We start from the raw sequence: 7,457 nt of genomic DNA on the forward strand, positions 1-7,457 counted from the left end.
CCCGACGCCGGTGGCGGCCGGGGATGCCCGCCGGCACAGGCGTCGGGCCGTCCCCGGCCGCCACCGGCGTCGGGCCGGCGTCATCGGCGTCCGGCCTCCCGTCTTCGGCGTCATGCCGGCCGTCATGCCGGGTCGCGCAGCCGGAAGCGCTGGAGCTTTCCCGTGGGGGTGCGCGGCAGCGCGTCCAGGAAGACGATCTCGCGGGGCGACTTGTACGGGGCGAGCCGGGCGCGGACGAAGGCCCGCAGCGCGGCGGCGGTGCCCGCGTCGCGCGGCACCCCGTCCCGTACCACCGTGTAGGCGACGACGATCTGCCCGCGCAGCTCGTCGGGGCGGCCCACGACCGCCGTCTCCACCACGTCGGGGTGGTCGAGGAGCACCTCCTCGACCTGGGGTCCGGCGATGTTGTACCCGGCCGAGATGATCATGTCGTCGGCGCGTGACACGTAGCGGAAGTAGCCGTCGGGCTCGCGGACGTACGTGTCGCCCGTGACGTTCCAGCCCTCCCGTACGTACTCCGACTGGCGGGGATCGGCCAGATAGCGGCAGCCGACCGGGCCGCGCACCGCGAGCAGGCCCTCCTCGCCGTCCGGGACGTCCTTGCCCTCGTGGTCGACGATCCTGGCCTGCCAGCCGGGGACCGGGCGGCCCGTGGTGCCGGGGCGGATGTCGCCGTCGGCGGCGGAGATGAAGATGTGCAGGAGTTCGGTGGCGCCGATGCCGTTGATCATGCGCAGGCCGGTGCGCGCGTACCAGGCCTTCCAGGTGGCCTCCGGCAGGTTCTCCCCGGCCGAGACGCAGCGCCGCAGGGAGCTCAGATCGGGGGCCGTGCCCTGGACCAGCTCGTCCAGCATGACCCGGTAGGCCGTCGGGGCGGTGAAGAGCACGGAGACCCGGTGCCGCTCGATCGCGGCGAGCAGCTGCTTGGGCCCGGCCTGTTCGAGGAGGACCGCGCTCGCCCCGGCCCGCAGGGGGAAGACGACGAGCCCGCCGAGGCCGAACGTGAAGGCGAGCGGCGGCGAACCGGCGAAGACGTCGTCGGGCAGCGGGCGCAGGACGTGCGCGGAGAAGGTGTCGGCGACGGCCAGGACGTCCCGGTGGAAGTGGACGCAGCCCTTGGGCCGCCCGGTCGTGCCGGAGGTGAAGGCGATGAGGGCCACGTCGTCGGCGGCCGTCTCGACCGCGGTGTACGGGCCGGGGCGGCGGGCGGCGAGGGCGAGCAGGTCGTCCGGGCCCTCCCCGCCGAAGGGGGTGACGCGGAGCCCCGGGATCCGGGCCGCGAGGAGCTCGTCGAGGGTGTGGACGTCGCAGAGGGCGTGGGTGCAGCGGGCCGCGTCGGCCATCGTGGCCAGCTCGGGGGCGCGCTGCTGGGCGAGGACGGTGACGGCGACCGCGCCGGCCTTCATCACGGCGAGCCAGCAGGCGGCGAGCCAGGGGGTGGTGGGGCCGCGCAGGAGGACCCGGTTGCCGGGCCGGACCCGCAGGTCGGAGGTGAGGACGTGGGCTATGCGGTCGACCCGGTCCTGGAGCTCTCCGTAGGTCCAGACGCCGCCGTCGCCGTCGTGGAAGGCGGGCCGGTCGGCGCCGAATCGTTCCGCCGTGCGGTCGAGGAGTTCGGCGCCGCAGTTGAGCCGGTCGGGGTACGCCAGCTCGGGGAGGTCGAAGAGGAGACGCGGCCACCGGTCCGGCGGGGGCAGCCGGTCACGGGCGAAGGTGTCGAGGTGGGCCGAGGGTGTCAGCTCCATGAGTCCGTCCCCCTGTCGTGGTGGGGTCGCCCGTCGCTCCACGAGCGTATCGTGTTGGTGACGGCAGTCAACGGTTCGCGACAAGGGCGCTTGAGAGTGCCCTGACGAAGGCACCGGACGGCGCGCGGACGCCGTACGGCGCAGGGACGCACGCGCCGGGCGGCACAGGCACGCCGCCCGGTGCGGGGACGAAGACGCCCGAGGGCGTCAGAGAGGGCCCACATGCCCGCATTCTCGCTCGATCCGGCACAGACCACCTGGTGTGCGGAGCTCCGCACCCTCGCCGCCGAACGCCTGAAGCCCCTCGCCGACAAGGGCGAACCGGGCCGAGTCAACCGCCCCCTCGTAGCCGCCCTCGGCGAGCTCGGCCTCCTCGCCCGGCTCTTCGACGCCGGCGCCCTCGAACTCTGCCTCCTGCGTGAATCCCTCGCCCGGACCTGCACCGAGGCCGAGACCGCCCTCGCCCTCCAGGGCCTCGGCACCCACCCCGTCGCCGCCTTCGGCACCCCCGCGCAGCGCGCCCGCTGGCTCCCCGAGGCCACCGCGGGACGCGCCGTCGCGGCCTTCGCGCTCTCCGAGCCGGGCGCCGGCTCCGACGCCGCCGCACTGGCCCTGGAGGCCCGCCCCGACGCAGCCGGCGGCTGGCGCCTGCACGGCGAGAAGCGCTGGATCTCCAACGCCCCCGAGGCCGACTTCGCCACCGTCTTCGCCCGCACCACCCCGGACGCCGGAGCCCGCGGGGTCACCGCCTTCCTCGTCCCCGCCGACCGGCCCGGACTCGGCGGCGAGGCCCTCGACATGCTCGCCCCGCACGCCCTCGGCACCCTCACCTTCGACGGCGTCCCCGTCGGCCCCGACGACCTGCTCGGCGAACCCGACCGGGGCTTCCGCGTCGCCATGAACACCCTCAACCTCTTCCGGCCCAGCGTCGGCGCCTTCGCCGTCGGCATGGCCCAGGCCGCCCTGGACGCGGCCCTCGCCCACACCGCCGACCGCCCCGCCTTCGGCGGCCACCTCGCCGACCTCCAGTCCGTCGGGCACCGGATCGCCGAGATGGCCACCCGTACCGAGGCCGCCCGCCTCCTCGTCTACGCGGCGGCCACCGCCTACGACGACGGCGACCCGGACGTGCCCCGGCGCTCCGCCATGGCGAAGCTCCTCGCCACCGAGACCGCCCAGTACGTCGTCGACTCCGCCGTCCAACTCCACGGCGCCCGCGCCCTCCAGCGCGGCCACCTCCTCGAACACCTCTACCGCGAGGTCAGGGCACCCCGGATCTACGAGGGGGCGACCGAGGTCCAGCGCACGATCATCGCCAAGGAGCTGTACGCGTCCCACCGACGGTCCCACCCCCGCCAGGAGGAGCCGACCCCATGAGCCTGCACCGGCACAACCCCGCCGAACTCGCCCCGCCCACCGGCTTCTCCCACGCCGTGACCGCCACCGGCACCCGGCTGGTCTTCCTCGCCGGCCAGACCGCCCTCGACAGCGGCGGCGCCGTCGTGGGGGACACCCTGACCGAGCAGTTCACCACCGCGCTCGCCAACCTGCTCACCGCCCTGCGCCACGCCGGCGGCACTCCGGCCGACCTCGCCCGCGTCACCGTCTACACCACCGACGTCGACGAATACCGCGCGCACGCGCCCGAACTCGGCCGGATCTGGCGGCGGTTGGCGGGCCGTGACTACCCGGCGATGGCCGTGATCGGAGTCGTACGCCTCTGGGACGAGCAGGCCCGGGTGGAGCTGGACGGCTTCGCGGTCCTGGACGAACCGTCCCACACTTGATCAATTGGTCACCCGCGTGGGCCGGGCTTAATGTCGAAAGGTGGACCGACCGGCCCACGGCTGCCACAGGTGAGGGCGTTGCGCGCCATGAACAGCCATGACTAGCACACCGAAGCCGACCCCCACGGCGACCGTCCCCCGCAAGAGCGGAGGAGACGGCAAGGGCATCGCACTCTTCGTGATCGCGTCGTGTCAGTTGATGGTGGTGCTCGACATCACCATCGTGAACATCGCGCTCCCGCACATCCAGACCGCGCTGGACTTCTCGACCACCAGCCTGGCCTGGGTCGTCAACGCCTACACGCTGACGTTCGGCGGTCTGCTGCTCCTCGGCGGGCGCGCGGGCGACATCCTCGGCCGCCGCCGTGTCTTCATCTTCGGTGTGCTGCTCTTCGGACTCGCCTCGCTGCTCTGCGGGTTGGCCCAGAGCGAGTGGCAACTCCTCGCCGCCCGTGCGCTCCAGGGTGTCGGCGGTGCCATCGCCTCGCCGACCTCCCTCTCGCTGATCACCACGACCTTCGACGAAGGCCCGGAACGCAACCGGGCGTTCGGCGTCTTCGCGGGAGTCTCGGCGGGCGGCGGCGCGATCGGCCTGGTGGCCGGCGGCATGCTCGTCCAGTGGCTCGACTGGCGCTGGATCTTCTTCGTCAACGTGCCCATCGCCGTGGTCATCGCCATCCTCACCCCCCGTCACGTCAAGGAGTCCGAGCGGCGCCCCGGCCACTTCGACCTCGCCGGCGCGCTCACCTCGACCCTCGGCATGGTGGCCCTCGTGTACGGGTTCATCCGGGCGGCCCAGGAAGGCTGGCGCGACCCCATCACGATCGGCTCGTTCATCGCGGCGATCGTGCTCCTGGCCGTGTTCCTCCTGATCGAACGGCGTTCCCAGCAGCCCATCACGCCCCTGCGCATGTTCGCCGACCGCAACCGCTCGGGCACCTACGCCATCATGCTGTGCCTGGCTGCGGCGATCTTCGGGATGTTCTTCTTCCTCACCCTGTTCGTGCAACAGGTACTGGGCTTCAGCCCCCTGGCGACAGGTCTCGCGTTCCTGCCGGTCAGCGCGATCATCGGGGTGGGCGCCGGCCTCACCTCCAACCTGCTGCCCAGATACGGGCCGAAACCCTTCATGGTGACGGGCTCGGTGCTCGCGGCGGCAGGACTCGCCTGGCTGACCCTCACGGACGTGCACTCGACGTACCTGGGGAGCATCCTCGGCCCGATCCTCGTCTTCGGCCTCGGCATGGGCTTCATGTTCGTCTCGCTGACCATCATGGCGCTGTCGAACGTCGAACAACGGGACACGGGCGCCGCGTCCGGCCTGCTCAACGCCATGCAGCAGGTTGGCGGTTCGCTGGGCCTCTCGATCCTCGTCACGGTCTTCGGCACGGCCAGCCGCAACGAGGCGGAGACCGAGGTACCGGCCTTCCTCGCCCAGGCGAGCCCGCTGGAGAAGGCCGAGTTCGCCAGAACGGGCGTGCTCCCACCGCCCTGGGGCGACCAGGTACTGACCTCGGGCGTCTCAGCGGGCTTCATCACGGCAGCGGTGTTCGCGGTGGTCGGCCTCCTGATCTCCCTCTTCGTCATCAAGGTCCGCCAGTCGGACATCGACCGCCTCAAGGGCGGGGTGGGACCTGGCGTGGGGGGCTGATCGGGTACGACTGCGGCGACACGATCACGCGGCGGCCTCCCGGCACCTCACGCGAAAGGCCCCCTCGCTCATGAAGAGCGAGGGGGCCTCAAGGGTTCCGTGAGGTCCGGTCGGGGCCCGCCGGGCCGCACAGGGTTCCCCGGACGTCCTCAGATGTCCCGGAAGATCTCGATCTGCGCGCCGATCGAGTTGAGGCGCTCCGCCAGGTCCTCGTAGCCGCGGTTGATGACGTACACGTTCCGGAGGACCGACGTGCCCTCGGCCGCCATCATCGCGAGGAGGACGACCACCGCCGGGCGCAGGGCCGGCGGGCACATCATCTCGGCGGCGCGCCAGCGGGTGGGGCCCTCCACCAGGACGCGGTGGGGGTCGAGGAGCTGGAGACGGCCGCCGAGGCGGTTGAGGTCCGTGAGGTAGATGGCCCGGTTGTCGTAGACCCAGTCGTGGATCAGCGTCTTGCCCTGCGCCGTCGCCGCGATCGCCGCGAAGAAGGGGACGTTGTCGATGTTCAGGCCCGGGAACGGCATCGGGTGGATCTTGTCGATCGGCGCCTCGAGCTTGGAGGGGCGGACCGTCAGGTCGACCAGGCGCGTGCGGCCGTTGTCCGCCGGGTACTCGGCCGAGCGGTCGTGGTCGAGGCCCATCTCCTCCAGGACCGCGAGCTCGATCTCCATGAACTCGATGGGGACCCGGCGGATCGTCAGCTCCGACTCGGTGACCACCGCGGCGGCGAGCAGGCTCATCGCCTCGACCGGGTCCTCGGAGGGGGAGTAGTCGACGTCCACGTCGATCTGCGGCACGCCGTGCACGGTGAGGGTGGTGGTGCCGACGCCGTCCACCCGTACGCCCAGGGCCTCCAGGAAGAAGCACAGGTCCTGGACCATGTAGTTGGAGGAGGCGTTGCGGATGACGGTCACGCCGTCGTGGCGGGCCGCCGCGAGCAGGGCGTTCTCGGTGACGGTGTCGCCGCGCTCGGTCAGCACGATCGGGCGGTCGGGGGAGACGGAGCGCTCGACCTGGGCGTGGTAGATGCCCTCGGTCGCGGTGATGTCGAGGCCGAAGCGGCGCAGCGCGATCATGTGCGGCTCGATCGTGCGCGTACCGAGGTCGCAGCCGCCGGCGTACGGCAGCTTGAAGCGGTCCATGCGGTGCAGCAGCGGGCCGAGGAACATGATGATCGAGCGGGTGCGGATCGCGGCCTCGGCGTCCATGGAGTCCATGTCCAGCTCGGCCGGCGGCACGATCTCCAGGTCGACGCCGTCGTTCACCCAGCGGGTGCGCACGCCGATGGAGTTGAGCACCTCCAGGAGCCGGAAGACCTCCTCGATGCGGGCGACCCGGCGCAGGACCGTGCGGCCCTTGTTGAGGAGGGAGGCGCAGAGGAGCGCGACACAGGCGTTCTTGCTCGTCTTGACGTCGATGGCGCCCGAGAGCCGGCGGCGGCCGACGACCCTGAGGTGCATCGGTCCCGCGTAACCCAGGGACACGATCTCGCTGTCGAGGGCTTCGCCGATCCGGGCGATCATCTCAAGGCTGATGTTCTGGTTGCCGCGCTCGATCCGGTTGACGGCGCTCTGGCTCGTGGCCAGTGCTTCGGCGAGCTGCGTCTGCGTCCAGCCGCGGTGTTGCCGGGCGTCACGGATGAGCTTGCCGATGCGTACGAGGTAGTCGTCTGCCATGGCGTCACGTTATCTCAGATATGAGATGGTGCTTGCCGTTGGGGTGGGCCGTCAGAGTGACAGGCTGTGCGCGGTCGGGTGACGCGGCTCGTACAGGGGGAGTTCGGTCCCGCTCGGCAGCCGCGCGGCGGCGAGCAGGCCCCAGCCCTGGTCGGTGATGGCGCGTGAGATCTCCGCGCCCCGGTCCTCAAGGTCCTTCAGGGTCGCGGTGAGGTCCTCGCACATGAGGTAGAGCTCGTGCTTCGGCTCCTCCGTCGTCGGATGGACGGCGACCTCGGCGGGCGGCAGCTTGAAGATGAGCCAGCCGCGCCCGGCGTCCACGTGCGGGAAGCCCACGACGTCCTTGAGGAAGGCCCGGTCGGCCTCCGCGTCCCGCGTGTAGAGAATCACGTGCGCGCCACTGAACATGTCCCGATCGTCGGCCGCCCGCACGGCCGCGGCAATTCATGCGCGGCCGTACGGGCGGGGTGTGAGGGGCGGGGTGAGGGGCAGGGGTGCGGTGCGGCGGCGCGACTCTCAGTGCGCCGCGCAGCCGCAGGCCCGGTGCCGGCCGCCGTGCACCGCGGCGTACGTCGAGGGCCGCGGCGCGGCCACC

6 protein-coding genes are annotated in these 7,457 nt (G+C 72.0%); 3 read left to right on the forward strand and 3 right to left on the reverse strand.

The window, feature by feature from the left end:
- Positions 1 to 122: 122 nt before the first annotated feature.
- Positions 123 to 1,745 (reverse strand): AMP-binding protein, encoded by a 1,623-nt coding sequence (locus AOK00_RS13655; protein ID WP_055600575.1) that lies wholly within the window; start codon positions 1,743 to 1,745, stop codon positions 123 to 125.
- Between the two features lie 222 nt (positions 1,746 to 1,967).
- Here AOK00_RS13655 and AOK00_RS13660 point away from each other — a divergent pair, with 222 nt between their 5' ends.
- From AOK00_RS13660 to AOK00_RS13670, 3 genes are all read left to right on the forward strand, one after another.
- A complete protein-coding gene (locus AOK00_RS13660; RefSeq protein ID WP_055600576.1) occupies positions 1,968 to 3,122 on the forward strand; it encodes an acyl-CoA dehydrogenase family protein in 1,155 nt (384 codons plus the stop codon).
- Positions 3,119 to 3,532, forward strand: coding sequence for a RidA family protein (locus AOK00_RS13665; protein ID WP_055600577.1), 414 nt, complete (start codon positions 3,119 to 3,121; stop codon positions 3,530 to 3,532). Before AOK00_RS13660 ends, AOK00_RS13665 begins: the two co-directional genes overlap by 4 nt.
- Before the next feature lie 97 nt (positions 3,533 to 3,629).
- On the forward strand, positions 3,630 to 5,183 hold the full coding sequence (locus tag AOK00_RS13670; protein WP_173861560.1) for an MFS transporter: 1,554 nt from the start codon (positions 3,630 to 3,632) through the stop codon (positions 5,181 to 5,183).
- Between the two features lie 149 nt (positions 5,184 to 5,332).
- On the opposite strand, the gene AOK00_RS13675 is transcribed toward AOK00_RS13670, so the two are convergent.
- Both AOK00_RS13675 and AOK00_RS13680 read right to left on the reverse strand, forming a co-directional pair.
- Positions 5,333 to 6,862: a helix-turn-helix domain-containing protein gene (locus tag AOK00_RS13675; RefSeq protein ID WP_055600578.1), complete on the reverse strand. Its 1,530-nt coding sequence runs from the start codon at positions 6,860 to 6,862 to the stop codon at positions 5,333 to 5,335.
- Positions 6,863 to 6,913: 51 nt separating this feature from the next.
- A complete protein-coding gene (locus AOK00_RS13680; protein WP_055600580.1) occupies positions 6,914 to 7,270 on the reverse strand; it encodes a VOC family protein in 357 nt (118 codons plus the stop codon).
- Between the last annotated feature and the right edge of the window lie 187 nt (positions 7,271 to 7,457).

Source organism: Streptomyces aureus (genome assembly GCF_001418135.1).
Classification (GTDB): Bacteria; Actinomycetota; Actinomycetes; order Streptomycetales; family Streptomycetaceae; genus Streptomyces; species Streptomyces aureus_A.

Coding starts and splice junctions, on each gene's coding strand:
- AOK00_RS13655 (WP_055600575.1), bottom strand. CDS start 1,745: ATGGAGCTGACACCCTCGGCCCACCTCGACACCTTCGCCCGTGACCGG.
- AOK00_RS13660 (WP_055600576.1), top strand. CDS start 1,968: ATGCCCGCATTCTCGCTCGATCCGGCACAGACCACCTGGTGTGCGGAG.
- AOK00_RS13665 (WP_055600577.1), top strand. CDS start 3,119: ATGAGCCTGCACCGGCACAACCCCGCCGAACTCGCCCCGCCCACCGGC.
- AOK00_RS13670 (WP_173861560.1), top strand. CDS start 3,630: ATGACTAGCACACCGAAGCCGACCCCCACGGCGACCGTCCCCCGCAAG.
- AOK00_RS13675 (WP_055600578.1), bottom strand. CDS start 6,862: ATGGCAGACGACTACCTCGTACGCATCGGCAAGCTCATCCGTGACGCC.
- AOK00_RS13680 (WP_055600580.1), bottom strand. CDS start 7,270: ATGTTCAGTGGCGCGCACGTGATTCTCTACACGCGGGACGCGGAGGCC.